Origin of the sequence: Ideonella dechloratans (assembly GCF_021049305.1) — a bacterium.
In the GTDB taxonomy this organism is placed as follows: Bacteria; Pseudomonadota; Gammaproteobacteria; order Burkholderiales; family Burkholderiaceae_C; genus Ideonella; species Ideonella dechloratans.
On record NZ_CP088081.1, the window covers coordinates 346,719 to 371,729 of the forward strand.

The 25,011-nt window shown below is 71.3% G+C and carries 19 protein-coding genes, 1 tRNA gene and 1 pseudogene; 6 read left to right on the forward strand and 15 right to left on the reverse strand.

From position 1 onward, the window contains the following. Positions 1-20 precede the first annotated feature (20 nt). The 8 genes and pseudogenes from LRM40_RS01645 to LRM40_RS01680 form a co-directional block, all read right to left on the reverse strand. Positions 21-674, reverse strand: coding sequence for an ABC transporter ATP-binding protein (locus LRM40_RS01645; protein ID WP_151125973.1), 654 nt, complete (start codon positions 672-674; stop codon positions 21-23). Continuing rightward, a complete protein-coding gene (locus LRM40_RS01650) occupies positions 671-1,837 on the reverse strand; it encodes a hypothetical protein (RefSeq protein ID WP_231067672.1) in 1,167 nt (388 codons plus the stop codon). Before LRM40_RS01650 ends, LRM40_RS01645 begins: the two co-directional genes overlap by 4 nt. Positions 1,838-1,922: 85 nt before the next feature. Next, a complete protein-coding gene (locus LRM40_RS01655; RefSeq protein ID WP_151126060.1) occupies positions 1,923-2,120 on the reverse strand; it encodes a hypothetical protein in 198 nt (65 codons plus the stop codon). Positions 2,121-2,178: 58 nt separating this feature from the next. Next, positions 2,179-2,370: a hypothetical protein gene (locus LRM40_RS01660; RefSeq protein WP_151126059.1), complete on the reverse strand. Its 192-nt coding sequence runs from the start codon at positions 2,368-2,370 to the stop codon at positions 2,179-2,181. Between the two features lie 170 nt (positions 2,371-2,540). After that, positions 2,541-3,374 carry a uroporphyrinogen-III C-methyltransferase gene (gene cobA / locus LRM40_RS01665; RefSeq protein WP_151126058.1) on the reverse strand — a complete coding sequence of 278 codons (834 nt, stop codon included), beginning with the start codon at positions 3,372-3,374 and terminating at the stop codon, positions 2,541-2,543. A 28-nt stretch (positions 3,375-3,402) separates the two neighbouring features. Continuing rightward, positions 3,403-4,347, reverse strand: a complete 945-nt coding sequence (gene ybiB / locus LRM40_RS01670; RefSeq protein ID WP_151126070.1) for a DNA-binding protein YbiB — start codon at positions 4,345-4,347, stop codon at positions 3,403-3,405. A gap of 36 nt (positions 4,348-4,383) precedes the next feature. Continuing rightward, entirely contained in the window at positions 4,384-7,194 is a 2,811-nt protein-coding gene (locus tag LRM40_RS01675) for a nitrate reductase (protein ID WP_231067673.1), read from the reverse strand. Positions 7,195-7,276: 82 nt separating this feature from the next. Continuing rightward, positions 7,277-8,479: pseudogene (locus LRM40_RS01680) on the reverse strand (NAD(P)/FAD-dependent oxidoreductase); the annotation flags it as partial. A 293-nt stretch (positions 8,480-8,772) separates the two neighbouring features. On the opposite strand from LRM40_RS01680, the gene LRM40_RS01685 reads away from it, so the two are divergent. Further along, positions 8,773-10,074, forward strand: a complete 1,302-nt coding sequence (locus LRM40_RS01685; protein ID WP_170288917.1) for an ANTAR domain-containing protein — start codon at positions 8,773-8,775, stop codon at positions 10,072-10,074. Between the two features lie 26 nt (positions 10,075-10,100). Here LRM40_RS01685 and LRM40_RS01690 read toward each other — a convergent pair whose 3' ends face one another. From LRM40_RS01690 to LRM40_RS01700, 3 genes are read right to left on the reverse strand one after another with little or no spacing between them, the layout of a single operon-like run. Then, a complete protein-coding gene (locus tag LRM40_RS01690; RefSeq protein WP_211373026.1) occupies positions 10,101-11,936 on the reverse strand; it encodes an ABC transporter ATP-binding protein in 1,836 nt (611 codons plus the stop codon). A gap of 28 nt (positions 11,937-11,964) precedes the next feature. Further along, the gene (locus tag LRM40_RS01695; RefSeq protein WP_151124982.1) at positions 11,965-12,927 is read right to left on the reverse strand and encodes an ABC transporter permease; all 963 of its coding nucleotides are present in this window, start codon (positions 12,925-12,927) and stop codon (positions 11,965-11,967) included. Positions 12,928-12,931: 4 nt separating this feature from the next. Then, a complete protein-coding gene (locus tag LRM40_RS01700) occupies positions 12,932-14,302 on the reverse strand; it encodes a CmpA/NrtA family ABC transporter substrate-binding protein (RefSeq protein ID WP_151124981.1) in 1,371 nt (456 codons plus the stop codon). 501 nt (positions 14,303-14,803) lie between these two features. Between LRM40_RS01700 and purU the strand changes: the two genes are divergently transcribed. From purU to LRM40_RS01720, 4 genes are read left to right on the forward strand one after another with little or no spacing between them, the layout of a single operon-like run. Then, a complete protein-coding gene (purU, locus tag LRM40_RS01705) occupies positions 14,804-15,691 on the forward strand; it encodes a formyltetrahydrofolate deformylase (RefSeq protein ID WP_151124980.1) in 888 nt (295 codons plus the stop codon). A 25-nt stretch (positions 15,692-15,716) separates the two neighbouring features. Further along, on the forward strand, positions 15,717-16,169 hold the full coding sequence (locus LRM40_RS01710; RefSeq protein WP_151124979.1) for a YybH family protein: 453 nt from the start codon (positions 15,717-15,719) through the stop codon (positions 16,167-16,169). 54 nt (positions 16,170-16,223) lie between these two features. Further along, positions 16,224-17,192, forward strand: a complete 969-nt coding sequence (locus tag LRM40_RS01715; RefSeq protein ID WP_151124978.1) for a YheT family hydrolase — start codon at positions 16,224-16,226, stop codon at positions 17,190-17,192. Positions 17,193-17,208: 16 nt separating this feature from the next. Continuing rightward, positions 17,209-17,751, forward strand: a complete 543-nt coding sequence (locus tag LRM40_RS01720) for a DUF2946 family protein (protein WP_151124977.1) — start codon at positions 17,209-17,211, stop codon at positions 17,749-17,751. Between the two features lie 72 nt (positions 17,752-17,823). On the opposite strand, the gene LRM40_RS01725 is transcribed toward LRM40_RS01720, so the two are convergent. Then, positions 17,824-18,360: a c-type cytochrome gene (locus LRM40_RS01725; protein ID WP_151124976.1), complete on the reverse strand. Its 537-nt coding sequence runs from the start codon at positions 18,358-18,360 to the stop codon at positions 17,824-17,826. Between the two features lie 194 nt (positions 18,361-18,554). Between LRM40_RS01725 and LRM40_RS01730 the strand changes: the two genes are divergently transcribed. Further along, a tRNA-Arg gene (locus LRM40_RS01730) sits at positions 18,555-18,630 on the forward strand. Between the two features lie 401 nt (positions 18,631-19,031). On the opposite strand, the gene LRM40_RS01735 is transcribed toward LRM40_RS01730, so the two are convergent. The 3 genes from LRM40_RS01735 to LRM40_RS01745 are packed head-to-tail and all read right to left on the reverse strand — an operon-like array spanning position 19,032 to position 24,954. Further along, entirely contained in the window at positions 19,032-22,196 is a 3,165-nt protein-coding gene (locus tag LRM40_RS01735; RefSeq protein WP_151124975.1) for an efflux RND transporter permease subunit, read from the reverse strand. Further along, positions 22,193-23,722 (reverse strand): efflux RND transporter periplasmic adaptor subunit, encoded by a 1,530-nt coding sequence (locus LRM40_RS01740; RefSeq protein ID WP_151124974.1) that lies wholly within the window; start codon positions 23,720-23,722, stop codon positions 22,193-22,195. Before LRM40_RS01740 ends, LRM40_RS01735 begins: the two co-directional genes overlap by 4 nt. Next, positions 23,719-24,954, reverse strand: coding sequence for a TolC family protein (locus tag LRM40_RS01745; protein WP_151124973.1), 1,236 nt, complete (start codon positions 24,952-24,954; stop codon positions 23,719-23,721). The genes LRM40_RS01740 and LRM40_RS01745 overlap by 4 nt, the downstream gene beginning before the upstream one ends. Between the last annotated feature and the right edge of the window lie 57 nt (positions 24,955-25,011).

Here is a 25,011-nt window from a genome sequence, read left to right on the forward strand (position 1 = left end):
GCGCGGCGGCGCCCGGCCGCTCAGGGCGCCAGACGCCATTCGTTCACCGGCCCGGTGTGGGCCGGCAAGGGGGCGTCGTGGCTGGCCACCAGCCACAGGGCCGAGCGCTCCTCCTGCGCCTGGGCCAGCTGGTCCTGCAGGTAGGCGGTGGCTTCGTCGTCCAGGGCGTTGAGCGGTTCGTCCAGCAGGCGCACCGGCGTGCCGGCGGACAGGGCCGCCACCAGCCAGACCTTGCGCTGGGTGCCGGTGGACAGGCTGGCCAGCGGCCGGTCCAGGTGCGGGCCCAGGCCGAAGGCCTCGGCATGGCGCACCACCGCCAGCGGTTGCCAGTCGGGGTACAGGCCGTGCAGAAAGGACCAGAAGTCCAGCGGGCTGAGGTGGTAGTAGGCCACCGCGCCGGGGCCGCACCAGAATACCGCGTGGCGCCAGGCCAGCCGATGGTCTGCCTGCAGGTCCAGCGCAGGCTGGCCAGGACGCAGCAGCCGGGCCGTGCCCTGCAGCGGGCGCAGCACCCCGGCCAGCAGCTGCAGCAGGGTGGACTTGCCCACCCCGTTGGGGCCGCGCAGCCAGGTGATGCCGGTTTTCAGCGCGGTGCTGCAGCGCTGCAGCACGATGCGGTCGGGCCAGGCGAAGGCCAGCTGGTCCAGTTGCAGGGTGATGGCGTCAGCGCTCATCTTGGGGACTCCTTCAAGGTGTCGGTGGCCAGGGCCAGCCCGATCAGCAGCAGCAAGAGGCCGCCGCTGGTGCGGGCGGCCGGATCCGGGGAGGCGGGGGCGGTCTGCCACCACAGGGCGGGCAGCATCCACAGCGCCCAGGCCGCCAGCACCGGGGGGCGCCAGCTGGTCAGGGGCAGGGGGCCGGTCAGCAGCACCGCCAGCAGCACGGCCGCGCCCGCGGCCGTGGGCCACAGCAGCTGCAGGCGGCGCCCGCGCTCCAGCGTGTGGCCGGACAGGGGCAGCTCGCGGGTGGCCCGGTCCAGCAGGGGTTGCAGATGGGCCTGGCTGAGCCGGCCCAGGCGAGGCAGGCCCAGCAGGGCCAGCAGCGTGAAGGCGGACAGGGCCCAGGGCGCCGCCTGCCGACCCAGGGCCACGGCGCCCGCGCACAGGGCCAGACCCAGCGCCTGCAGCAGGCCGGCCCGGGCCAGCGGGCGCGCCGCGCCCCGCCACAGCGGCTGCCACAGCAGGGCCTGCTGCCAGCGCAGCGGGCGGCCGGGTGTGGCCACCGCCTTCGGCCGGGCCGACGGGCCGGGCCAACGCCCCCGGGGCGCGCGGCGCCAGCGGGCCAGTGCGGCGGTGGCTGCCAGCACCGCGGCGAGCTGGGCCAGACCCAGGCCGCCCAACCACAGCCCGCGGCCGGGGCCGCTCAGCCAGGCTGGCTGCTGGGCCAGCAGCAGGACGCTGCCCGCCGTCTGGGCCAGGGCCCAGGGCAGCTGGGTCAGGGCCACCAGCGCGGCATCGGTGCGCCAGCGGGTGGCGGGGGGAATCGGCAGGGCGTGGTCCTGGGTGCGCCAGGCGGGGGACCACAACCAGGGAAAGCAGGCCAGGGCCTGCAGGGTGCCCAGTGCGGTCTGCAGCAGCAGCCCGCCCAGCCAGGGGCCCAGCTGGCCGCTGCTGCTCCAGCGGGCCAGGGGCCAGACGCTGAACACCAGCGCGCTTTGCAGGCTGGCCCAGGCGCTGGGCAGGTCACCGGCGGTGCCGGCCAGCAGGGCCGCCAGCACCCCGGCCTGGCGGCGGCGGCGCCAGAAGCCCTCGCGCAGGGCCCGGGCGCTCCAACGCCAGCGCAGGCGCAGGTAGCTCAAGGCGGGCGCGGACGGAGGTGGGGTGTGGGGCGGTGGCATGGTGGGTGGTGCCGGACGCTTGCAGGCACCACCTCATGCTCGGGGCCGAGGATGAAGCTGGCGTGAGGCCAGCGTGAAGCGAGGATTAAGCCGGCAGGCGGGGCAGGGCGGGGGCGCCGGCCGCCACCGCGGTGCAGGCCTGGGCCCGCAGGGCCAGCACGGCGCCGTCCACCTGGCGGTCGGCGATGCCGCCCAGGCCGTTGAGCACGCTCAGGGTGATCAGGGCGGCCAGGCCCAGAGCGCTGGCGCGTTGCAGGAAGGAAGGGGTCGGAACGGTGTTCATGGTCGGTCTCCAGCGGCCCGTCAACCCGGGGCCGGGGGTTCAGTGCGGCAGGGCGGGCTCAGCCGCGGCGGGCCGGGGCGCGCTCGGTCTGGGCCTGGGCCAGCTGGGTGCAGGCCTGGGCCTGGGCGATGACTTCGTCGACCTGGCGGTCGGCGATGCCGCCCAGGCTGTGCAGGATGGCGAAGGTCAGGGCGGCGGCCAGGCCCAGGGCGGTGCTGCGGGCGGCGAAGGGGGTGAAGCTGCGTTGCATGGTGTCTCTCCGGTGGGCTGTCAGGGGCCCGTTTCCTGGGCCGATGGAGAGACTGTCGTCGCGCGGCGGGGCCGTCACCAGCGGCTTGCGACGAGGTGCGCGGCAGGCGGCGTGAAACGCGGCCGGCGCGGATGGACGGGGGCGCCGTCGGGGCGCCTTTCAGACCTTTTTCAGGCGCTGGCCTGGGACGCTTGGGGCGCCCCGGAGGCCTGTGCAGCGTGTTCGGCCTGCGCGGCCCAGTCGGCCAGGGCCGCGGCCTCGAGCACCCGGCCCAGCACCAGCACCGCCGGGCTGCCCAACTGCTCGCGGGCGATGACGTCCACCAGGGTGCCCAGGGTGGCGCGCAGCTGGCGCTGGGCCGGCGTGCTGGCGGCCTGCACCGCCGCGGCCGGCCAGTCCGGGCCCAGCCGGGGCAGCAGCTGTTCCACCAGGCGCGGGGCCTGGGTCACACCCATGTAGATGACCAGGGTCAGGCCGCTGGCGGCGGCCGCGCCGATGGCGTCCCAGTCCGGACCGGCGCCGCCGGTCTGCGGGTGGCCGGTCACCAGCATCACGCCCTGGGCATGGCGGCGGTCGGTCCAGCCGGTGCCCAGCGCATTGACGGCGGCCAGGCCGGCGGTGATGCCGTTGACCACCTCGAACGGGATGCCGGCCTCGCGCAGCGCGGCCATCTCCTCTCCCGCGCGGCCGAAGACCAGCGGGTCGCCGCCCTTCAGGCGCACCACCTTCTCGCCGGCCAGGGCCTCGCGCACCAGCAGCTTCTCGATGAAGGCCTGGGGCGTGGATTCGCAGCCGCCGCGCTTGCCCACCGGCACGATGCGCGGCGCCGGCTCCAGCCCCTCCAGCGCGTGGGCCAGCACCTGCTCGCCCACCAGGTCGTCCACCAGGATGACCGTGGCCTGGCGCAGCACGCGCAGGGCCTTGAGGGTCAGCAGCTCGGGGTCGCCCGGGCCGGCGCCCACCAGGTGCACGGTGTGGAGGACGGGGGTGGCGGGCAGGGGCATGGGGGCTCCGGGGGGCGGGGGGCCGGGCTCAGGTCCGGCAGGTGGTGTCGGCCGCGGCCCGGGCCGCGTCGCGCAGGGCCAGCAGCACGCGGCGCTGGCGGTCGATGGGGGCGGGCACCGGGCGCTGGCCGGCCAGCATGGCGCGGATGGCGGCGGCGGTCTCGGCCGGGTCCAGGGAGGGCAGGTCGGGCAGCTCGGCCAGCGAGCCGCCCTGGGCCTCGACCGAGAGCACGTCGCTGAGCGCGCCCTGGACGAAGACCTTCAGGGCCGGGCAGCGGCGGGCGTCGGCCACCGGCTCGCCCTCGGTGCCGCGCAGCAGCAGGGCGTCGGCCTGGGTCAGCTCCAGGAACTGGGACAGGCTGATCGAGTATTCCGGGTGGGTGTGGTTGACCACCCGCACGCCGCCGGGCACGGCCGGCAGCAGCTTGGCCAGGGTGTGGCCGGGGTTGCGCAGGCCCAGCACGCGGCGCAGGGCCAGCAGCCGGTCCAGCGCCGGGTGCAGCACCGCCAGCGGCATGAAGACCGGCTGGCCGGCCGCCCACTGGGCCTGGGCCGCCTCGGGGCTGAGCGCGGGCGGCAGGCCCAGGGCCTCGAAGACCTGGGCGCTGGTGACGCGGCCCGGGTCGGTCAGCGGCCCGTGCACCAGCACCGGCACGCCGTCACGGGCCAGCAGCAGGGCCAGCAGGGCGGTCAGGTTGGGCAGCTTGCGGGCGCCGTTGTAGCTGGGCAGCAGCACCGGGGTGGACGGGGCGGCCAGCGGCAGCAGGCGGGGCCGCACCGCGTCCATGAAGCCGGCCAGTTCCTCGGCCGTCTCGCCCTTGATGCGCATGGCCAGGGCGAAGCCGCCCTTCTCCAGGTCGCTGAGCTTGTCGTCCAGCAACTGGCTCATCAGGTCGCAGGCCTGTTCGCGGCTGAGGGCGCGGGCGCCTTCCTTGCCGCGGCCGATCTCACGCAGGTACGGGGCGATGCTCATGGCGGGATGGGGGCTGGGGTGGGGGAGCGCCCATTCTCACGCAGGCACCGCCCGGGGCGCGAGGGGCACGGCCTTCACCAGAGCGCGCAGCGCGGGGATGCAGGAGCCGCAGTTGCTGCCGCAGCGCAGGGTGGCGCTCAGCGCGGCCAGGCGCTCTTCCGGCGTGCCGGCGCAGCCCGCCAGGGTGTGGCGGATGGCGTCCTCCCGCACATTGAAGCAGGTGCAGACCTGGGGGCTGGCCGGCGCGGCGGCCTCGCCCACCAGGGCGCGGGCCAGCTCGCCCGGGGCCAGCAGCAGGTGGGCCGGGCCGGGCAGGGGCGTGTCGGCCTCCAGCAGCTGGCGCAGCCAGGCTTCGCCGCCGGTGTCGCCGGCCAGCCAGAAGGCTTGCAGCTGGGCGCGGCCGTCGGCATCGCGCTGCACGCGCAGGGCGCGGTCCTGCCGGGCCGCCGCGTCCTGGTAGCGCAGCACCTCCGGGCCGTCCAGGCCCAGCTGGGCGCGGGCCGGGGCCAGCCGGGCCTCGTCCACCGGCGCGGTCGCGCCGGCGCGCAGCACCAGGCCCACCCGGCCCTGGGCGTCGGGCTCGCGGCCGAAGGGCAGCAGGCTGGCCCAGCCGAAGGCCGCCAGCAGCGGCCGCAGTTGCTCGCGCACCGCCATGGCCTGCTCGGCGGGCAGCCAGGCCATGGCGGACAGGCGCCAGGGCAGATCCACCTTCTCGATGGCCACCGCGGCGTGCTTGAGCTCGGGCTGTTTGGAGCTGGGGCAGAAGGCCGGGGTGGTCAGCGCGTTCACGCCGGTCAGCGGCTGGCCGTGTTTGTCCTGGCCGCTGAGCACCTCCTGGCCCCAGTGCATGGGCAGGAAGGCCTGGCCGGCGAGCAGGCCCTCGCTGGCGCGGGCCGGCAGCACGATGGCGCCGCGCCGCGAGGTCACCCGCACCAGCGCGCCGTCCCGCAGGCCCAGGCGGTCCAGGTCGGCGGGCGCCAGGTCGATGGCGGGCAGGCCCTCGTGGCCGTAGAGCCGGCCCAGCAGGCCGGTGCGGCTCATGCCGTGCCACTGGTCGCGCAGGCGGCCGGTCAGCAGGCTGAAGGGGTATTTCGCATCCGGTGCCTCGGCCAGCGGGCGGGGCGCCACGTCGGCAAAGCGGGCCCGGCCATCGGCGGTGGGGAAGATGCCGTCGCCGTAGAGCCGGCTGCGGCCCGCGGCGGCGCCTTCGGGGCAGGGCCACTGCTGCGGGCCCTGCGCCTCCAGCCGGGCGTAGCTCAGGCCGGTGATGTCCAGGTCGCGGCCGCGGGTGCTGTCGCGGTGCTCGTTCCAAATGGACTCGGGCGTGGTGTAGGGGAAGAGGGTGATGCGCTCGGGCGCGATGCGGGCGGCCAGGCGGCGCGCCAGGTCGGTGGCGATGGCCCAGTCGTGGCGGGCCTGGCCGGCCGGCGGCACCGCCGGGCGCACCCGGCTGATGCGGCGCTCGCTGTTGGTGACCGTGCCGTCCTTCTCGCCCCAGGTGGTGGCCGGCAGCAGCAGGTCGGCGTAGGCGCAGGTGGCGGTGGTGGCAAAGGCCTCCTGCACGATGACGAACTCGGCGCGCTCCAGCGCGCGGCGCACCATGGCCTGGTCGGGCAGGCTCTGGGCCGGGTTGGTGCAGACGATCCACAGCGCCTTGACGGCGCCATCGGCGGCGGCCTGGAACATCTCCATCGCGGTGCGGCCCGGCGCGGCCGGCACGCTGGGAACGCCCCAGAGCCGCGCCACCTCGGCCCGGTGGGCGGGGTTGGCCAGATCACGGTGGGCCGAGAGCAGGTTGGCCAGGCCGCCCACCTCGCGCCCGCCCATGGCATTGGGCTGGCCGGTCAGGCTGAAGGGGCCGGCGCCGGGCCGGCCGATCTGGCCGGTGGCCAGGTGCAGGTTGATCAGCGCGGCGTTGTTGTCGGTGCCGTGGCTGCTCTGGTTCAGGCCCTGACAGTACAGGCTCAGCGTGGCGGGGCTCTCGCCGAACCAGCGCGCGGCAGTGATCAGGTCGGCCTCGGCCAGGCCGGTCAGGCGGGCCGTCTCGGCCGGGGGGAAGGCGCGCACCCGCTCGGCCAGGGCCTCAAAGCCGGTGGTGTGCGCCGCGATGTAGGCGGCATCGGTCAGGCCTTGCGCCAGCAGCAGGTGCAGCAGGCCGTGGTACAGGGCCACGTCGCTGCCGGGCTTGAGGGCCAGGTGCAGGTCGGCCAGGGCGGCCGTCTCGGTGCGGCGCGGGTCGGCCACGATCCACTTCTGCTGCGGGCGGGCGCGGCGGGCGTCTTCCAGCCGGCGCATCAGGATGGGGTGGGCCCAGGCCAGGTTGCTGCCGGTGATGAAGACCGTGTCGGCGTGGGCGAAGTCCTCGTAGCTGCAGGGCGGCGCGTCGGCCCCCAGCGTGGCCTTGTAGCCGGCCACCGCGCTGGACATGCACAGGCGCGAGTTGGTGTCGATGTGGTTCGTGCCCAGCAGGCCCTTCACCAGCTTGTTGAAGACGTAGTAGTCCTCGGTCAGCAGCTGGCCGGAGACATAGACGCCGATCGCGTCGGCGCCATGCTGCTGGTGGATGGCGGCCAGGCGCTCGGCGGCGTCGTCCAACGCGCTGTCCCAGTCCACGGTGTGCGGTGTGGCGCCGCGCCGGGTGCGCTGCATCGGCGCGAGCAGCCGGGTCTGGCGCTGCACGCTGTCGGCGGCCGTCAGGTGCAGCGTGGACCCCTTGGTGCACAGCCGGCCGGCATTGGCGGGGTGGTCCGGGTCGCCCCGCACGCCGGTGATGCGCTGGCCGTCGTGGGCGATCAGCACGCCGCAGCCGACGCCGCAGTAGGGGCAGGTGGACGGGGTTTCGGTCATGGCATGTCCTTGTGGGGCCGCGGGCTCAGGCGGCCTCGCGCCAGGTGGGGGCCTGGGCCGGGGCGGCGCCCTGGCAGGCGCGCTGGCCGAACATCAGGCGGTCGCGCAGCGGGCCCAGCGCGCGGCCCTCGCGCAGCAGCTCGAAGTACCAGGGGCCGTCGGCGGTGTCGCCGTACAGGCACACACCCACCAGCCGGTCGCCCTGGAGCACCAGCTTCTTGTAGAGGCCGCCCGCCGGGTCGGACAGCAGGATGGCCTCGGTGCCCTCGCCACCCATGAAGTCGCCGGCCGAGAAGAGGTGGATGCCGGTGACCTTGAGCTGGGTGTGGGTCTGGCTGCCCCGGTAACGGCCGATGCCGAACTGGGCCAGGTGGGTGGCGCAGACCCGGGCCTGCTCGAACAGCGGCGCCACCAGGCCGTAGGCCACGCCGCGGTGGGCCGCGCATTCGCCCACCGCGTAGATGCGCGGGTCGGTGACGGTCTGCAGGGTGTCGTTCACGACGATGCCGCGCTGGCACAGCAGCCCGGCCTGTTCGGCCAGCGCGGTATGGGGCACGATGCCGGCGGCCATCACCACCAAGTCGGCCGGCAACTCGCGGCCATCCTGCAGCCGCACCGCGCGCACCCGGCCGCGGGCATCGCCTTGCAGGGCGGCCGTCTGCGCGCCCAGCGCGAAGTCCAGGCCGCGCTGGCGCAGGCTGGCTTCCAGCAGCGCGCCGGCGGTCGGATCCAGCTGGCGGTTGAGCAGCCACTCGCCCAGGTGCACCACGGTGACGGCCATGCCGCGCAGGGCCAGGCCGTTGGCGGCCTCCAGGCCCAGCAGGCCCCCGCCGATGACCACCGCGTGGCGGTGGGTGCGGGCGGCCTCGATCATGGCCTGGGTGTCGGCGATGTCGCGGTAGCTCAGCACGCCGTCCAGGTCGGCGCCCGGCACCGGCGGCACGAAGGGCTGCGAGCCGGTGGCGATCAGCAGGCGGTCGTAGGCGGCGGTGCTGCCGTCGGCCGCGGTCACGGTGCGGCGGATGCGGTCGATCTTCGTCACGGCCTGGCCCAGGTGCAGCGTGATGCCATGGCGCGCATACCAGGCCAGCGGGTTCAGGACGATCTCGTCGAGCGTCTGTTCGCCGGCCAGCACCGGCGACAGCAGGATGCGGTTGTAGTTGGGGTGCGGCTCGGCGCCGAAGACGGTGATGTCGTAAAGGTCCGGGGCGATGCGCAGCAGCTCCTCCAGCGTGCGCACGCCGGCCATGCCGTTGCCGATCATCACGAGCTTCAACTTGTCCATGGGCGATCCGAAGGAAGGAAATGGGTGAGCGAACGCCACCGCGGCCGGTCAGGGCCGCGGTCAGCGGGGGGGAGGAAGGGGGGAAGCGGGACGCCGAGAACCGGCGGCCGGGCTGCGGGGGTGAGGGCGCGGGCCGTGGGCCGCACTCACCAGAACGGTGCTTCGTTGCACCGTGGCCCCGAACATGCAAGCGACGTGCCCAGCCGTGCTCTGCCGGTCCCCATCGGCTCCGGTGGGCGGGCGAGAATCGCGCGGTGTCCGCACCACCTGGCCCTCCTCCTCTTGTGCCGCCCATGAACCTGCTGTCCCTGCTCTGTCCCGATGACCGTGACCGGCCGGCGCTGCTGCCGCTGCTGCAGGCCGCGGGCTGGGCCGTGGGGGACGCGCCGCGCCAGCGTGGTGCAGCGCTGCCCGCGGCCGGCGCCGCGGATGCACCGCTTCTGACCGTGCTGTGGGGCACGACCGAGGCGGTGCTGGCCGCGGCCGCGCCGCAGGCTGCGCCAGAAGACGGGCGGGAGGGGCTGCGGCTGCTGTGCTGCCCGCCACCGGCCGCGGCGCAGCTGCCGGCCTGGCTGGCGCTGTTGGAGACCGGGCAGGCGGCCTGGCTCTCGCCCACCGTCTGGTCGCAGCCCGAGGCGCTGGCCCTGAGCCTGAGCCAGGCGCAGGCCCAGGCCCGGCAGCGCAGCCAGTGGCGGCAGGCCGCCACGCGTGCCCAGGCCCAGCTGGACGAACGCAAGTGGGTGGACCGCGCCAAGGGCGTGCTGATGAACGCTCGCGGTATCAGCGAGGACGAGGCCTTCCGCCTGCTGCGCGGGGCGTCCATGCATGCCCACCTGCGGCTGAGCGAGCTCTCGCGCTCGGTGATCGAGGCGGCCCAGTGGGCCGAGGCGGTCAACCGCGCCGGGCAGCTGCGCATGCTGTCCCAGCGCCTGGTCAAGCTGGCCGCGCAGCGTCAGGCCGGGGTGGAGGTCAAGCGCGCCCGCGGCGCCCAGGACGAGGCGGCCCAGCGCCTGCAGGACAACCTGGCGCATCTGGCGAGCCTGCCGCTGCTGGACGGCCAGCCCGCCGCCCTGCGGGAGGCCTTGACGCGCGCCGAGCAGGCCTGGGGCGCCTTGCAGCGCAGCCTGGACGGCAAGGCCGGCCTGCCCCTGCTGGCCGAGGCCGATGCCCGGGCCGAGGAGCTGCTGCAGGCGGCCGAGGCGCTGACGGCGGCGCTGGAGGCCGGCGGCGCCCGCGGGGCGCTGCGCATCGTCAACCTGTGCGGCCGCCAGCGCATGCGGGTGCAGCGCCTGGCCAAGCTGGCCTTGCTGGCCGGCCTGCTGAACCAGCCCGAGCGGCTGGCCCTGCTGCCGGCACTGATGGACGACTTCGAGGCCACGCTGCGCGAGCTGGAGCAGGCGCCGCTGTCCACCTCGGACATCCGCGAGACCCTGGCGGCCGCCCGTGACGAATGGCTGCGCCTCTTGCGCGCCCTGCGCGGCGGGCCGGGCATCGATGTGCAGGGCGTGCTGGCGGCCTCCAGCGACGCGCTGCTGGCGCTGTTCCACCGCCTGACCGACAGCTACGAGCGCAGCCTGCAGCTCATCATGTCCTGAGCCGCGCCCCGCGGGGGGCGCCGGGCTCAGTGCTGGCTGCCGCAGTCTTCCAGGAAGCCGATCAGCTCCTCGCGCAGCGCGTAGTACTGCGGGTGGGCCAGCAAGGCTTCGCGGGTGCGCGGGCGCGCCAGCGGCACGTCCATGATCTTGCCGATCTTGGCGCGCGGGCCGTTGCTCATCATCACCACGCGGTCGGCCAGCAGGATGGCCTCGTCCACGTCGTGGGTCACCATCATGGCGGTCACCTGGCTGCGGGCCCAGACCTCCATCAGCACCTCCTGCAGGTCCCAGCGGGTCAGCGAGTCCAGCATGCCGAAGGGCTCGTCGAGCAGCAGCATCTTGGGCTGCAGGGCGAAGGCCCGGGCAATGCCCACGCGCTGCTTCATGCCGTTGGACAGCTCGCTGGCGTGCTTGTGCAGGGCCGAACCCAGGCCCACGCGGTTGAGGTAATAGGCCACGGTGTCGCGGCGCTCGGCCTCGCTGGCGTGCGGGAAGACCTTGGCCACGCCCAGCATCACGTTGTCGAAGGCGCTCAGCCAGGGCACCAGGCTGGGCGCCTGGAAGACCAGACCCCGGTCCGGCCCGGCGTGGGTGACCTGCCGGCCATCCAGGATGATCACGCCGTCGGTGATGTCGGTCAGGCCGGCCATCATCGACAGCACGGTGGACTTGCCGCAGCCCGAGTGGCCGATGACCGAGATGAACTCGCCCTTGCGGACCTTGAGGTCGAAGCCGTCCACCACCGTCTGCGGGCCCTTGGGCGTGGGGTAGACCTTGATGAGCTTGGAAAACTCGACGAAGCGCTCGTCGCCGCTGCGCGGGGCGCGCTCGGTGCCCGGCGCCGGCATGTCGGGCAGGGCGGCCTCGGCCTCGATGCGCTCGGCCAGTTCGGCATGGCGCAGGCCCAGCAGGCGGGCCAGCGTGGGCGTGCGGCGGGCCTCCGGGCGTTCCGCGCCGTGGCGCGGGGTCAGCACCGGCAGCGGCACCACCTGGCCGCCCTGGCTGGCGGCATGCGATTGCGAGAGCTGCAGCAGGTGCTGGGTGATCTCGGCGCGCAGCTGCTGGAAGCGGGAGTCGTGGTTCATCGCGCGGCGGTCGCGCGGGCGGGGGATGTCCACCGTGAAGGACGGGCCCAGCTTCGCCCGCGGGCCGATCTCCAGCGGGATGATGCGGTCGGCCACCATCAGCGCCTCATCGACGTCGTTGGTGATCAGCACCACGGTCTTCTGGTCCTCGCTCCAGATGCGGACGATTTCGTCCTGCAGGTTGGCGCGGGTCAGGGCGTCCAGGGCCGAGAGCGGCTCGTCCAGCAGCAGCACGTCCGGGTCGGTGGCCAGGGCGCGGGCCACCGAGACCCGCTGGCGCATGCCGCCCGAGAGCTGGGCCGGCTTCTTGTCGATGGCCGGGGTGAGGCCCACCATCGAGACATAGCGCTGCACCATGGCGGCCCGCTCGGCGGCGGTCTTGTCCTGTGCCACCCGGTCCACCGCCAGGGCCACGTTCTCGCGCACGCTCAGCCAGGGCATCAGCGAGTAGCTCTGGAACACGATACCGCGGTCCGGCCCCGGTCCGGTGACGGGCTGGCCGTTCTTGAGCACCTCGCCGCTGTCGGCGGTGGTCAGGCCGGCCAGCAGGTTGATCAGCGTGGTCTTGCCGCTGCCGGAGAAGCCGACGATGGCGACGAACTCGCCCGGCGCCACCTGCAGGTTCAGCCCGTGCAGCACTTCGCTGCGGGCGTCGCCCTGGCCGTAGGCCTTGCAGACGTTGCGGAGTTCCAGGGCGGCGGTGGCGGGCACCAGACGCATGTGGGGCGGCGGGGCGGCGGCTTCGGACACGGGACGGAGCAGGACGGCGGCGTTCATGGCGGGCCTTCGTGACGGTGGGCGCGCCTCAGCGCGGGGCGACCAGGTTCTGCAGCATCTGCATCAGGCGGTCCAGCGCGAAGCCGATGCCGCCGATGGTGAACACCGCGACCATGATGCGGCTGAGCGATTCGGCGCTGCCGTTCTGGAACTCGTCCCAGACGAACTTGCCCAGGCCGGGGTTCTGGGCCAGCATCTCGGCGGCGATCAGCACCATCCAGCCCACGCCCAGCGACAGGCGCATGCCGGTGAAGATGAAGGGCAGGGCCGAGGGCAGGATGATCTTGCGCACCCGGGTGGCCAGCGGCAGCTGCAGCACCTTGCCGACGTTGACCAGGTCCTTGTCGACCGAGGTCACGCCGATGGCGGTGTTGATCAGCGTGGTCCACAGCGAGCACAGCGTCACGGTGATGGCCGAGATCAGGAAGGACTTCTCGAACATCGGCTCGCCGTTGGTCACGTAGACCGCGCTGACGATCAGCGTGACGATGGGCAGCCAGGCCAGCGGCGAGACCGGGCGGAACAGCTGCACCATCGGGTTGATGGCGGCCTGAACCCACTTGGAGGTGCCCGCCAGGATGCCCAGCGGCACGGCGACCAGGGTGGCCAGCAGGAAGCCGGTGAACACCGTCTTCAGGCTGGTGGCGATCTGGTCGAGGTAGGTGCGCTTGCCGGTCCACTGGAAGTGGCGCGGCTGGTAGTTCGGGTCCTCGGCCAGGCGCTCGGCGTTGCGCTTGTCCTGGCGTTCGTAGAAGGCCCGCTCGCGTTCGCGCTCGGCGAAGTGGTCCTGCACCAGGGCCACGGCCTGCTGGGCCACGGCCATGGGGCCGGGGACCGCACCCAGACTGGTCTGGATGCGGGCAGCCACCGTGGACCACAGCAGCAGGAAGACGGCGAAGGCGACCAGGGGCACGCCCAGCGACATCAGCGCCTTGCGGGCCAGTTCGCGCGGGTCGCGCAAGGGGGCAATCAACTTGGCAGCGAGTTCCATGGCATCACACCTTGTCGTTGGCCTTCAGGCCGATCTTGAACTTGGCGAGGTAGTCGTTGGGCTTGCGGCCGTCGTAGCTCACGCCGTCGATGAAGCCGCTTTGCACGCCCTTGAAGCCGTCGGTCTTGGGCACCTCGCTGTCCAGCAGCTTCTTCTCGGCGATCAGGGCCTTGGCGGCCTGCAGGTAGATGTCCGGGCGGTAGACCTTCTTGGCCGTGTCGATGTACCAGCTGTCGGGCTTGGCCTCGCCGATCTGGCCCCAGCGGCGCATCTGGGTCAGGTACCAGATGGCGTCGCTGTAGAAGGGGTAGGTGGCGTAGTTGCGGAAGAAGATGTTGAAGTCCGGCGCCGGGCGCTTGTCGCCCTTCTCGTACTCGAAGGTGCCGGTCATGCTGTTGCCGATGACCGCGGCGTCGGCACCCACGTACTGCGACTTGGACAGCAGCTTGACCGCCTCGATGCGGTTGGCCATCGACGCATCCAGCCACTTGCCTGCGCGGATCAGGGCCTTGACCACGGCGATGTGGGTGTTGGGGTACTTCTCGGCCCAGGCCTTGGTGACGCCGAAGACCTTCTCGGGGTTGCCCTTCCAGATCTCGTCGTCGGTGATGACGGGCACGCCGATGCCCTTGACCACGGCCTGCTGGTTCCAGGGTTCGCCCACGCAGTAGCCGTGGATGGTGCCGGCCTCCATGGTGGCGGGCATCTGCGGCGGCGGGGTGACCGAGAGCAGCACGTCGGCGTTCTTGGTGCCGCTGGTGTCGCCGGCGGTGTAGTAGCCGGGGTTCAGGCCGCCCGCGGCCAGCCAGTAGCGCAGCTCGTAGTTGTGGGTGGAGACCGGGAAGACCATGCCCATCTTGAAGGTCTTGCCCTCCTTCTTCCAGGCGTCGACCACCTTCTTCAGGGCATCGGCCTTGATCGGGTGTTCCACCTTGCCGCCCTGCATCGGCAGGTTCTTCTTCATCTCGGCCCAGACCGCGTTGGACACGGTGATGGCGTTGCCGTTCATGTCCATGCTGAAGGCGGTGACGATGTCGGCCTTGGTGCCGAAGCCGATGGCCGCGCCCAGGGGCTGGCCGGCCAGCATGTGGGCCCCGTCGAGCTGGCCGTCGATCACGCGGTCCAGCAGCACCTTCCAGTTGGCCTGGGCCTCCAGCTGCACGTTCAGGCCCTCGTCTTCGAAGTAGCCCTTTTCATAGGCGATGACCAGCGGGGCGCAGTCGGTGAGCTTGATGAAGCCGAACTTCAGCGCCTCCTTTTCGGGCTGGCCGGCCTTCTGGGCCAGTGCGGGCAGGCTCAGGCCGGCAGAGCCGGCCAGGGCGGCGGCCCCGGCGACGAAGCGGCGACGATCGATCACGGACTTGGACGAGGACATGGCTTCTCCTGGACGCGGGAAGTGGACGGTGAAAAGCAAAAAGCGTCTTCATCGGGCGCCGGCGCGGGCCGGGGCGATGGAGACGCTGTGGGGGTGACGGGCGGCGACGGGCCGCTCGGCGGGAGGGGGCAGGGCAGACCGTCGTTGATCTGGCTCTTGGGGTGCGCGGCCGGTGGGGCGGGGCAGCCAGGGGTGGAAAAAGGAGGCGCCTCCCAGCTCACCGGAAACCGATGTCCGGGAGAGCGCCTGTGTCCAAAACCGCTCTGGTACCTTACAACCTGACCGTGTGATCCTTGCGGACCACGGGATCAGTTATGCAACCCGCGTGCCAGCCTGTTTTCCCGGGGAAGGGGCCCGGCGAGCCCCGGCGGGCCGCCTCAGATTGCGGCGCGCTGCACCGCAACGGCGCCTCGGGCCGGGGCCGCGCACCAGAACAGGTGGGTGGCCCCGGGCGCAGCAAGCCGCTCGGGCTTCGGGGGGCTCCGTACAATCGCGGCCATCATGTCCCGTCCCGAAGAAGAATTCATCCTGACCCTGTCGTGCCGCGACACCAAGGGGATCGTCCACAACGTCTCGGGCCTGCTCTACCAGGCCGGTTGCAACATCATCGACTCCCAGCAGTTCGGTGACGTGCAGGGCGAGGGGGCGACCGGCCTCTTCTTCATGCGGGTGCATTTCGAGGCGCCGCCGCATCTGGCCGACGTGGCCACGCTGGAAAACCTGTTCGCCCATGTGCGCGAGCAGTTCGGCATGGAGGCGCGCATCCGCGCGGCTGCCCAGCGCCCGCGCCTGCTGCTGATGGTCAGCCAGCATGGCCACTGCCTGAACGACCTGCTGTTTCGCTGGAAGAGCGGCCAGCTGCCGGTGGACATCCCGGCCATCGTGTCGAACCACACGACCTTCGCCTCCCTGGCCGAGAGCTACGGCATCCCCTTCCACCACCTGCCGCTGGTGGGGGGCTCGGACGCCGAGACCAAGCGCGCCCAGGAGAAGCAGATCGAGGCGCTGATCGAATCCGAGCGCATCGACCTGGTGGTGCTGGCGCGCTACATGCAGATTCTTTCGCGCGAATTCTGCGAGCAGCTGCGCGGACGCGCCATCAACATCCACCACAGCTTCCTGCCCAGCTTCAAGGGCGCCAAGCCCTATTACCAGGCCCATGCCCGGGGCGTGAAGCTGATCGGCGCCACCGCTCACTATGTGACCCCCGAGCTGGACGAGGGCCCGATCATCGAGCAGGATGTGGCCCGGGTGGACCACTCCCTCTCGGCCGAGGACCTGACCGCCGTGGGCCGCGACGTGGAATGCGTGGTGCTGGCCCGCGCCGTGCGTTGGCATGTGGAGCGCCGCGTGCTGATCAACGGCCACAAGACCGTGGTCTTCCGCTGACCTGCCGCCTTCGGAGCACGCCCCCATGCCTTCCCGTGCCAAAGCCCAGACCGCCGCGCTGATGGCCTCGCCGGACGATGTGGAGGGCCAGTTCTACGAGGCTCTGCGCGAAGGCGACCTGGACAAGGTGATGGCGGTCTGGTCCGAGGAGGACGAGCTGCTGTGCGTGCACCCGGGCGGCCCGCGCCTGGTGGGCGCCGCCGCGGTACGCACCGGCTTCGAGGCCGTCTGCAGCAATGGTGCGCTCAACATCCACGCCGAGAACGTGCGCCGAATGCAGACCCTGGGTTGCGCGGTGCACAGCGTGATGGAGCGCATCGAGGTGAACGAGGACGGCGCCATCCGCACCGGCTGGGTCATGGCCACCAACGTCTACCTCAAGACGGCCCTGGGCTGGCGCATGGTGGCCCACCATGCCAGCCCGGCTTCCGAGGACGCGCTGCCCGAGATCGTCGAGGCGCCGACCGTGCTGCACTGAGCTGGCACGGCGCCGGCTGCAGTCCCGAGCCTCGTTCTGCCCCATTTTTTGTCCATGCAGTCCTATCTCGCGCCCCTCTGGCTGCCCGGCGGTCATCTGCAGACCATCTGGGGGGCGCGCGTGTCCCGCCCCAACATGGGCCCGAGGCCGGTGTACCGGCGCGAGCGCTGGACCACGCCCGACGGCGACTTCATCGACGTGGACCTGCGCCCGGCGGCCGACGCGCTGGCGCCCTGGCTGGTGCTGTTCCACGGCCTGGAGGGCTCCTCGGACAGCGCCTACGCCCGCGCCTTTGCCGAGGTGGCGGCCGAGCGGGGATGGTCCTACGCAGTGCCGCACTTCCGCGGCTGCTCGGGCGAGATCAACCAGGCCCCGCGGGCCTACCACTCGGGCGATTTCGAGGAGATGGGCTGGATCCTGGCCCGGTTGCGTGCGCGCAGTGGCCGGCCGCTGATGGTGGTGGGCATCTCGCTGGGCGGCAATGCGCTGCTGCGCTGGGCCGGCGAGGCCGGCGACACGGCGGCGGCCCAGGTGGCGGCGGTGGCGGCGGTGTGTTCACCGCTGGACCTGGCGGCGGGCGGCCATGCCATCGGCCGCGGCTTCAACCGGCAGGTCTACGGGCGCATGTTCCTCAGCACCATGAAGCCCAAGGCCCAGGCCAAGCTGCGCCAGCACCCCGGCCTGTTCGACGGTGAGCGCCTGCGCCGGGTGCGCACGCTCTATGAGTTCGACGACCTGTTCACCGCCCCCTTGCATGGTTTTCGGGGGGTGGAGGATTATTGGGCCCGGGCCTCGGCCAAGCCGCACCTGGCCCGCATCCGCGTGCCGGCCCTGGCCCTGAACGCCCGCAACGACCCCTTCGTGCCGGCCGCCAGCCTGCCGCAGGCCGATCAGGTGGGTCGGCACGTCACGCTGTGGCAGCCGACGCATGGCGGCCATGTGGGGTTTCCGGCGGGACGCTTCCCCGGCCATGTGCTGCACATGCCCGCCGCGGTGGCCGACTGGCTGGCGGCCCACGCCTGAAGACAAGGAGCCCGCGATGGACGAGATGGTGAAGGCGGCCCTGGCCAAGTGGCCCCATGTGCCGCATTGCTATGGCTGGCTGGGCCTGGATGCGCGGGGCGACTGGTACATGCGTGATGACCGCACCCAGGCCGCGGGGCCGTTTGCGCAGAGCAAGGGCAGCCGCATCCTGCACGACAAGCTGCGTGAGTTCATCGAGCGCAACTACGAGGCCGATGCCCAGGGCTGCTGGTACTTCCAGAACGGCCCGCAGCGGGTCTATGTGGAACTGGAGGCCACCCCCCTCGTCTGGCGCCTGCGCCGCGACGAGGCGGGCGCATTGCACATCCACGCCCACACCGGCCAGGCGGCAGGCCCGGTCGCGGCCTGCTGGCTGGACGAGGCGGGCCACCTCTATCTGCAGACTGCCCAGGGCCTGGGCCTGGTGCACAGCCAGGACATGGCCCTGGCGGCCGACGAGGTGGAGGCCGGCCGCTGGGACCCGCAGCCGGTGGAGAGCGCGACCCTGCCGGCGCGCTTTGGCTTCGTGCGCAGCCCGCAGGCGGCCGCCCATGCCTGAGCGCGGCGGCGGTCCGGGCATGAAAAAGCCGCCCGAAGGCGGCTGGCGGGGATCAGCGGTGGCGCCTGCGGCTCACTGCGCGGCGCTGGCGGCCTCGGCCGGGGCCTTGGGTTCGGGGAACTTGGCGCCGGCGTCGTTGGCCATGTAGACCACCGCGCGGGCCACTTCCAGCTCCGACAGGTCGGAAGCACCACCCTTGGCCGGCATGGCATTCTTGCCGTTCAGGGCCGAGTGCAGCAGGGCGTCGAAGCCGGTGGCGATGCGCGGACCCCAGGCGCCGGCGTCACCGAACTTGGGCGCGTTCAGGGTGCCGGCCGCATGGCAGCCCGAGCACACGGCCTTGTAGACCTCTTCCCCGGTGCGGGCCACGCCGCTGCCGGTGGACACGTTCAGGGTCAGCGCGCCCACCGGCTGGATGCGGGCGGCGATGGCCTCCTCGGTCATCGCATCCGAGCCCGCGCCCTTCTTGGCGCCGTTGGACACATAGACGATCAACAGGACGATGATCAGGATGGGGATGGCGAACGAGGCCACCACGGTCAGGACCAGTTGCTTGGGCGTCTTGATCGGCCCTTCGTGGGCCTGTTGAGCGTCGTGGGCTTGGCTCATGAATTCCTCGTTCTTCGGGTGGGGACAGCTGATCGTGGCATGAAGCTCACGCGCGCGATCTCGGGCAAAACGAGCAGCATAGACCGCGGCGCCTGCCGCTTGTCTGATTTTCAGCAAGGACGGCGCAGATTCTTCCTGCCGCATGCGCCGACGGCAAGCCTCGCGAGGCTGCTAGAATCCGACGCTTCCATCGTGCGCCCGTAGCTCAATGGATAGAGTACTGGCCTCCGAAGCCAGGGGTTGCTGGTTCGATCCCAGCCGGGCGCACCACCATCGCATCGCGATGGTCGCGGGCCAGCTGTTGACAAGTTCACCAATACATGGCGGTTTTGCCAGCTATTGGTTGGCGTCAAGTTCCGCCACGAATTGGTTGTGGCAACCGATGAATGCAGTCCGTGAGTAGGGTCGTGCTGATCCTATGGCTGCTGGGCACCTGCTTTGTTAAGCACGTTCGTTGCCGTACGGTGTGCCTCCGACAGGGCCGCATTGAGTCCTTCACCCATCCCGTGCAGATGCTTGCGCCGGACAGAAGCCTGAGGCAGCTGGTTATCGGGGGCAGTGACGCTCGAGTGGCGGTCGAAGGCTGCTAGAGACTGAACGGAGTCGTTCGAGGTCAAGGGCTTGAATGACTGCAACTGCGAACAGCGGACATTGAGCGCAATAGCCTTTGACTAGGCAGCCTCTGACGCCGGCTGGGACGCAGTGACACGCCCATCCCGGAATCTCCGCCGGCGCAGCAGATACCAAGCCGCCGGCACCACCAGCATCGACAGCAGCGGCGCGGTCACCATCCCACCGACCATCGGTGCGGCGATGCGCCCCATGATTTCCGAGCCGGTGCCGTGGCCCCACATCATCGGCACCAGGCCCGCCATCACGATGGCTACCGTCATGGCCTTGGGCCGCACGCGCAGCACGGCGCCTTCACGGATGGCCGCGAGCAGGGTGTCCTCGTTGTCCGGCGCGCCCGCAGCCAGGCGCTGCTTGAGCGCGTTCTCCAGGTAGACCAGCATCACCACGCCGAACTCGGCTGCGACCCCGGCCAGCGCGATGAAGCCCACTGCCGTCGCCACCGAAATAGCGTGGCCCAGCAGCCAGACCAGCCAGAAGCCGCCGACCAGCGAGAACGGCACCGCCGCCATCACCAGCACCGCGTCCGCCGCGTTGCGGAACAGCAGGTAGAGCAGCACGAAGATGACGGCCAGCGTGGCGGGCACCACGACCTTCATGCGCTCGGTGGCACGTTCCAGGTACTCGAACTGCCCTGACCAGGAGATGGCGTAGCCCGCCGGCATGAGCACCTGCTGGGCAACGGCCGCTTGCATGTCGTGCACCACAGAGCGCAGGTCGCGGCCGCGCACGTCGACATAAACCCAGCCGGACAGGCGCGCGTTCTCGCTGCGCAGCATCGGCGGCCCTTCTTCCAGCCGCACATGGGCGACATCCTGCAGCAGCAGTTGCGCGCCCTTTTCGGTCACGAAGGGCAGCGTGCGCAGGCGCTCCAGCGAGTCGCGTATCTCGCGCGGGTAGCGCAGGTTGATGGGGAAGCGCTCCCGGCCGCTCACCACCTCGCCGACGTTCTCACCGCCGATGGCGGTGGCGACGATGGCCTGCACGTCGGCCACCGACATGCCGTAGCGGGCGGCCGCCGCGCGGTCCACGTCGATGTCGACATAGCGCCCGCCGGTCAGCCGCTCGGCCAGCACTGACGAGACGCCTGGCACGTTCTTCACCACCGATTCAATCTGGGTTGCGAGCTTGTCGATGGTGGCGAGGTCGGTGCCTGCGACCTTGATGCCGACCGGGCTCTTGATGCCGGTGGCCAGCATGTCGATGCGGTTGCGGATGGGCGGCACCCAGATGTTGGACAGTCCCGGCACCTTGACCGCACGGTCCAGCTCCTCGACCAGCTTGTCCGGCGTCATGCCCGCGCGCCACTGCTCGCGCGGCTTGAACTGGATGGTGGTCTCGAACATCTCCAGCGGCGCCGGGTCGGTCGCGCTGTCGGCGCGGCCGGCCTTGCCGAATACGCGCTCGACCTCTGGGACGGTCTTGATGAGCCGGTCGGTCTGCTGCAGCAACTCAGTGGCCTTGGAGACCGACAGGCCCGGCAGGGCCGACGGCATGTAGAGCAGGTCACCTTCGTCCAGCGGCGGCATGAACTCGCCACCCAGCCGCATGACCGGGATGGCGGTCAGCGCTAACACCAGCCCCGCAATGAGCAGCGTGGCCTTCGGGAAGCGCAGCACGGCCTCCAACGCTGGGCGGTAGAGGCGCATCAGGAAGCGGTTCAGCGGGTTCGCGTTCTCGTGCGGAATCCGGCCCCGCACCAGCAGGCCCATCAGCACCGGCACCAGCGTCACGGACAGCGCTGCGGCCGCCGCCATCGTGTAGGTCTTGGTGAAGGCCAGCGGCGAGAACATCCGGCCCTCCTGCGCCTCCAGCGTGAACACCGGCAGGAAGGACAGCGTGATGACCAGCAGCGAGAAGAACAGCGCCGGGCCGACCTCCACGGCGGCGTCGGTCACGAGCGCCCAGCGCTCCGGCGCGGTCGGCATGCGGGCGTGTTCGTGTTCGAAGGCCTCGATGTGCTTGTGGGCCGCTTCCAGCAGCACCACCACGCCGTCGAGTGCCGCACCGCAGGCCAGCGCGATGCCGGCCAGGCTGAGGATGTTGGCGTTCAGTCCCTGCCAGTGCATGACCACGAAGGCGATGCCCACCGCGATAGGCAGCGAAATGACCGCCACCAGTGCCGAGCGCAGGTGGAACAGAAAGATGGCGCAGACCACCGTCACCGCGATGAACTCCTCGGTCAGCTTCAGCTTGAGGTTGTCGATGGAGCGGTCGATGAGCTTTGAGCGGTCATAGGTCTCGACCACCTCGACGCCCGGCGGCAGGCTGGGCTTGAGCTGTTCGAACTTGGCCTTGACCCCAGCGATGGCGGCTCGTGCGTTCTTGCCCGAGCGCATGACCACGACACCGCCGGTCACCTCGCCTTGCCCGTCCAGCTCGGCGATGCCGCGCCGCATCTCCGGCCCGAGCTGGACGATGGCGACATCGCGCAGCAGGACCGGCGTGGCGCCGGTGAGGGTGACCGGTATGCCGCGGAAGTCGTCGAGCGACTTCAGGAAGCCGCGCGAGCGCACCATGTACTCGGTCTCGGCCAGCTCGACCACCGAGCCACCGGACGACTGGTTGGCCTTCTTAAGCGCCTCCATCACCATGCCCTGCGTGACACCGACCTGGCGCATGCGGTCCGGGTCGAGCACGACTTGGTACTGACGCACCATGCCGCCGATGCTGGCGACCTCGGCCACGTCGGGCACCGTCTTCAGCTCGAACTTCAGGAACCAGTCGTTGAGTGCGCGCAGCTGGGCAATGTCGGTCTTGCCCGTCTTGTCGACCAGCGCATATTCGTAGACCCAGCCCACACCAGTCGCATCGGGCCCGAGTGCCGCGGTGGCGCCCTCCGGCAGGCGGCTCTGCACCTGGTTGAGGTACTCGACCACACGCGAGCGCGCCCAGTACGGGTCGGTCTTGTCGTCGAACAGGATGTAGACGAAGGAGTCGCCGAAGAACGAGTAGCCCCGCACCACCTTGGCGCCCGGCACGCTGAGCATCGTCGTCGTCAGCGGATAGGTCACCAGGTCCTCGACCACCTGTGGCGGCTTGCCCGGGTAGCTGGTGCGCACGATGACCTGGGTGTCCGACACGTCCGGCAGGGCGTCCACCGGCGTGTTGGCCACCGAGAACAGCGCGGCGGCGACAAGAAAGGCCGTGGCGATGAGGACCAGGAAGCGGTTCGCGACCGACCAGCGGATGAGTGCGGCAATCACTTGGCGCCTCCCAGGCGGTGGACCGAGACCAGCTCGTAGTCGTCGCCCTTCTTCTTGAACTCGAAGTGCACCGAGTCACCGGGCTTCACGTCCGGGAAGGCCTTGGCGCTGGGCTTGTTGAAGCCCATGGTCATCGCAGGCCACTTGAGCTCGGCGATGGCACCGTGGGAGATGGTCAGGCTGTCGGCCTCGACGCTCTCGACCTTGCCTTGCGCCATGTAGCTCGCAGCGGCTGCGGCGGCAGCCTTCGATGCCGGCATTGAGGCCGGCGCGGACGCTTGCGTCGCTGCGGGTTCGGCCGCAGCCAGGCTGCCCAGCACAGAGCGCAGTCGCGCCTCGGAGTCGACGAGGAACTGGCCGCTGGCCACCACCTGGTCGCCCTCCGCCAATCCTTGAAGAACCTCCAGCTGGTCCCCGAGTTCAGCCCCCAGCTTGACCTCACGCGGCTCAAAGGCCCCGTTGTCCTTGCGCACGATGGCGACTGCACGCGTGCCGGTGCGGATGATGGCCTCGGACGGCACCACCAGCCGCGATGCGGTCGGGCCGGCCACCTGCAGGCGCAGCAGCATGCCTGGGACCAGCTTGCCGCCCCGGTTGTCGACCTCGAAGCGGGCCTGCAGCGTGCGCGTCGTGGCGTTCACCTGGGGCAGGATTTCCTGCATCGTTCCCGTGAACGTCTGGCCGGGGTCGGCCTGCAGCACTGCCGAGACCTTCTGTCCGCGCTTGAGTTGCACGGCTTGGGCTTCCGGAACCTCGGCCACGGCCCAGACCTTCTCCAGGCCAGCGATGCGGAACAGCGTCATGCCGGGCGACACGGCGACGCCTTCGCGCACGCCAAGTTCGGCAATGACGCCACCGGCCGGCGCGACCAGGGTGTAGCGGGCGTTGGGGGTTCCGCCTTCCTCGGCCTGGCGGACCAGGTCGGCAGGGATGGACATCGCCCGTGTGCGCTCGCGGGCCGCCGCCACCAGTTCTGCCGAGGCGCCCGAGCGCTTCAGCGCGATGAGCTCGTTCAGCGGTCCCAGCCATTCCGGTGCGAACACGGTGCCCAGCGCCTGGCCCTTGGCCACGCGCTCCATCGGCGCGCGTACAGCCAGGCGCTCCAGGTAGCCGGCGGTGCGCGTCTGCACCGCGACGTTCAGGCGCTCGTCGAACTGCACCGCGCCGACCGCGTCGAAGGATGTGCTGACATCGGCCCGCTTCACGACTGCGGTGCGGATGCCGAGGTTCTGCTGCACCTGCGAGCTCACCTTGACGCCGGCGTCGCTGGCTTCGTCGGCGTAGACGGGCTGCAATTGCATGTCCATGAATGGCGACTTGCCCGGCTTGTCGAATCGGGCACTTGGGTTCATCGGGTCCTGCCAGTACAGCACCTTGCGCTCACCGGAGGCGGATGCAGCCGCAGCAGGTGCCGCGACCTGCGGCCCGCCATGCGAGACAGCGCTGCTGCGACCCAGGTAGAAGGCGCCGCCGCCAATGACGAGAGCAGCAGCCAGGGCCACGACAGAGAGTTGGACGCGGCTCATTGCACTGCTCCTTGGGCAATCGGCTTGAACACGAGTTGCGCCTGGGTCTTGGCCAGGTCGCGCTGCAGGTTGAGGACCTTGCGCTGCGCCTCGACCTCGGCATGGCGGGCTTCGAACAACATGACGAGACTGGCCTGGTTGGCGCGGTAGGCCGCGAGCGTGGCGGCAGTCCGCTGCTTCAGCGGCTCCAGCACCGCGGTCTGGAAGCGCTCGATGCGGGCCTGCAGGCGTCGTGCATCGCTCGACAGCGCGGCGTACTCGCCTGCAGCGGCGCGGCGGGCCTCTTCGGCGTCGGCCTCGGCCTTCTCGACCAGGGCCAGCTTGGCCGCCGTCTCTCGGTCCTGGCGAGCCCCTGGCGCCACTGGGAGCGGAATGCTCACGCCGAAGGACATCAGGTCCGGGCGGCCGACTCGCTGGCCGTAGGACACCTCATAGCTCCAGTTCGGCTTGCGGTTCAGACGCGCCACTTCGACCTCTTGGCGGGCCACCTCGATGTCGCGCTGCTTGGCGACGACGAGTGGGTGCGCGGCCACATAGGCGTCGGACGTGGGCGCGATGGCCAGGTTCGGTGCGGCGAGTTCTTCGGCAGGTTCTCCAGTCCAACGACTCAGGCTGGCGACGGCCGCTGCCTGCTGCTGACGCGTGTCGGCGGATTCATCCTCGGCAGCACCTACGGTGCTGGTCAGCCCCAGCACCTCGGCACTGTTGCCGGACAAGGTCGCTAGGCGGCCCTTGCCAGTCTCGAGCTCCTCGCGGGCGTGCTTCTCATTCAGCGCGGTGAGCTTGAGCGCTTCGCCGGCGTAGTAGGCCTCGATGTAGGCCATTGCGGCTTGCATGCGCGCGTCGGCTGCAGCGACACCTTCCATCACCGATTCGCGACGATGCATCGCGCCGGAGACGGCCTCGCGTGCCGAGCGCTTGTCGGCCGACACCCACTCCTGGGCGATGCCGATGCGCTTCATCGTCATGTCCTCGGCGTTGGTGCTGAACCGGCCGTTGCCCGTCACGGGCAGGTTGTCGATGCCAAAGGTCAGCATCGGGTCGGGCTGCTGCCCGGAGGCACGAGCCATCTCGGCGGCGCTCATGGCGCCGGCTCGGGCCGCGCGCGCCATCTGCGAGCGCTGGACGGCCAGGTCCAGCGCCTGGTCAAGCGTGAGGGGGGCGGCAACAGCCCCGAGGGCTGGCAGCAAAGCGGCAGCCAGGGCGACTGCGCGCAGGATGTTTTTGGGCACGGGGAACTCCGAAGACGAACGGGAAGGACGCTGACCTGCGGACACACCGCAGCAGCA

Bases quoted from the DNA above. Each gene is read 5' to 3' on its own strand.
- LRM40_RS01645 (WP_151125973.1), bottom strand. From the start codon at position 674: ATGAGCGCTGACGCCATCACCCTGCAACTGGACCAGCTGGCCTTCGCC.
- LRM40_RS01650 (WP_231067672.1), bottom strand. From the start codon at position 1,837: ATGCCACCGCCCCACACCCCACCTCCGTCCGCGCCCGCCTTGAGCTAC.
- LRM40_RS01655 (WP_151126060.1), bottom strand. From the start codon at position 2,120: ATGAACACCGTTCCGACCCCTTCCTTCCTGCAACGCGCCAGCGCTCTG.
- LRM40_RS01660 (WP_151126059.1), bottom strand. From the start codon at position 2,370: ATGCAACGCAGCTTCACCCCCTTCGCCGCCCGCAGCACCGCCCTGGGC.
- cobA (WP_151126058.1), bottom strand. From the start codon at position 3,374: ATGCCCCTGCCCGCCACCCCCGTCCTCCACACCGTGCACCTGGTGGGC.
- ybiB (WP_151126070.1), bottom strand. From the start codon at position 4,347: ATGAGCATCGCCCCGTACCTGCGTGAGATCGGCCGCGGCAAGGAAGGC.
- LRM40_RS01675 (WP_231067673.1), bottom strand. From the start codon at position 7,194: ATGACCGAAACCCCGTCCACCTGCCCCTACTGCGGCGTCGGCTGCGGC.
- LRM40_RS01685 (WP_170288917.1), top strand. From the start codon at position 8,773: ATGAACCTGCTGTCCCTGCTCTGTCCCGATGACCGTGACCGGCCGGCG.
- LRM40_RS01690 (WP_211373026.1), bottom strand. From the start codon at position 11,936: ATGAACGCCGCCGTCCTGCTCCGTCCCGTGTCCGAAGCCGCCGCCCCG.
- LRM40_RS01695 (WP_151124982.1), bottom strand. From the start codon at position 12,927: ATGGAACTCGCTGCCAAGTTGATTGCCCCCTTGCGCGACCCGCGCGAA.
- LRM40_RS01700 (WP_151124981.1), bottom strand. From the start codon at position 14,302: ATGTCCTCGTCCAAGTCCGTGATCGATCGTCGCCGCTTCGTCGCCGGG.
- purU (WP_151124980.1), top strand. From the start codon at position 14,804: ATGTCCCGTCCCGAAGAAGAATTCATCCTGACCCTGTCGTGCCGCGAC.
- LRM40_RS01710 (WP_151124979.1), top strand. From the start codon at position 15,717: ATGCCTTCCCGTGCCAAAGCCCAGACCGCCGCGCTGATGGCCTCGCCG.
- LRM40_RS01715 (WP_151124978.1), top strand. From the start codon at position 16,224: ATGCAGTCCTATCTCGCGCCCCTCTGGCTGCCCGGCGGTCATCTGCAG.
- LRM40_RS01720 (WP_151124977.1), top strand. From the start codon at position 17,209: ATGGACGAGATGGTGAAGGCGGCCCTGGCCAAGTGGCCCCATGTGCCG.
- LRM40_RS01725 (WP_151124976.1), bottom strand. From the start codon at position 18,360: ATGAGCCAAGCCCACGACGCTCAACAGGCCCACGAAGGGCCGATCAAG.
- LRM40_RS01740 (WP_151124974.1), bottom strand. From the start codon at position 23,722: ATGAGCCGCGTCCAACTCTCTGTCGTGGCCCTGGCTGCTGCTCTCGTC.